The organism is Streptomyces aurantiacus, from assembly GCF_001418335.1.
Lineage (GTDB): Bacteria > Actinomycetota > Actinomycetes > Streptomycetales > Streptomycetaceae > Streptomyces > Streptomyces aurantiacus.
Window position 1 is genome coordinate 1 of record NZ_LIPP01000404.1, and the last position, 1,846, is coordinate 1,846.

Below are 1,846 nucleotides of genomic sequence, written 5' to 3' on the forward strand. Positions count from 1 at the left end.
GGACAGGCGAGGCGGGCGGGGCGGAGGGGACCGGCGGGACGGGTGGCAGCCGCCGTCCGAAGTGCGCAACGTCGTGCGGGACAGCACGATCGAGTACCTCGTCCAGGCCGGCTACATCCACGGCGACCTCGTCGTCAACCTGCCGCCGCCGCGCGAGCCCGTCGACACCGCGGCCGAGGAACTGGCCCGCGCCGTACGAGCCCAGTGGTCGGCCGAGGTCGCCGCCTGGGAACTCGGCGACATCGACGGCCCGCTCGCCGTGCGGTGGCTCGCCCGCTGGGGAACCCCGGCCACGGACGGCACCGGAGACCGGCCCGTGCGCAGCGACCGGCTCGGTGACATCGCGGACACCCTGCTCGGCCTCGGCACGCGACGGCTGCTCGTCCTCGGCGACCCCGGTTCCGGCAAGTCGACCCTGCTCNNGCGCGCACCCCGCCCGCCGCCTCGTGCGCGACGGCCGCGTGCTCCCCGTACTCGACGGCCTCGACGAGCTGCCCGGCCACCGCCGGGCCGCCGTCGTCCGCGAACTGAACGACACCGCCAGGGAGTTGGGCTTCGTCCTGGCCTCACGGACGCAGGAGTACCGGACCCTCGCCCTGCGCGTCGCGGGCGCCTCGGACATCGAGGCCCTCCCGGTGGGCCCGCGCGACGCCGCGGTCCATCTGCTGCGCACGGCGGACGAGGGACGGCACGAGCAGTGGGGTCCCGTCCTCGACGAACTCGCCGACCACCCCGAAGGACCGCTCGGCAGCGCCCTCTCCACACCACTGATGATCTGGCTCGCCCGGCGCGCCCACCGGCCGGCCCACACCGACCCGGCACGGCTCGCCGACCGCACCCGGCTGCCCACCCGGGAGGCCGTCGAGAGACACCTCATGGACACGGTGATCCCGGCCGCCTTCGAACCCCGCGCCCACGACACCGAGCGGCTGCACGCACCGGGCCACTGGAACCCCGCCCGGGCCAGGGGCTGGCTCGCGTTCCTCGCCCGCGAACTGCAACGCCGCCGCACCGGCGAGTTCGCCTGGTGGCGGCTGAACCGCACCAGGGCGGCCCGGCTGCTCGCGATCCCGACCCTGGTGGTCTTCTGCATCGTCCTCACCGAGGCGATGATGGCGGTGGTGACCCGCGTCGAGGACGCCTACAGCGACTCGTTCCAGCTCGACATCGAACTGTTCGACCGCAACTACGTGTTCGGCGCCGCCATTCTCGCCACCGGCATCCAGCTGGCCACACTCCAGTGGTACGGCGACCGCTTCTGGGAACCGCGCCGCAGGGCCAACCCCTTCAAGGCCGGTGCGGCGCTGCGCTCCGCGTCCCGCGCGGTCTCGGTGCGCCGCGCCCTGACCTCGCTCGCCATCCTCGTGGTGCCCNNCTGTTCCTGGCTCAGGGCACCTACCACACGGACGCGTTCACGGCGCACGCCGTCCTCGGGTACATCCTTCCCTCGCTCGTGATGCTGGTGATCGCCGCGCCCGCCGACACGGTCGACGCGGCGACCCCGGACGCCCTGCTGGCGAGCGAGCGCCGCGCGGCCCTGCTCACCCTCGGCGTGGTCGCCCCGCTGATCGGCCTGGGCACCGGCGCGCACAGCCTGCTGACCGGGCACGGCACGGTCGACTTCTGGGTCGCCTTCGCCAAGGGCATGACGGGCGCCGTGATCGTCCTGGTCGTCGTGAGCCCCTGGTGCCTGTGGGTGGCCTCCAGGGCATGGCTCGCCGTGCTCGGCCGGGTGCCCTGGTCCCTCATGGAGTTCCTGCGGGACGCGTACGGCGGGGGACTGCTCCAGCGTTACGGAGGCACGTACCGCTTCCGGCATCTCAGGCTCCAGGAGCACCTGGCCGGC

1 pseudogene is annotated in these 1,846 nt (G+C 73.9%); it reads left to right on the forward strand.

Features of this window, described 5'->3' with window-relative positions:
- Positions 1-73: 73 nt before the first annotated feature.
- A pseudogene (locus AOK01_RS44530) lies at positions 74-421 on the forward strand (NACHT domain-containing protein); the annotation flags it as partial.
- Positions 422-1,846 lie beyond the last annotated feature (1,425 nt).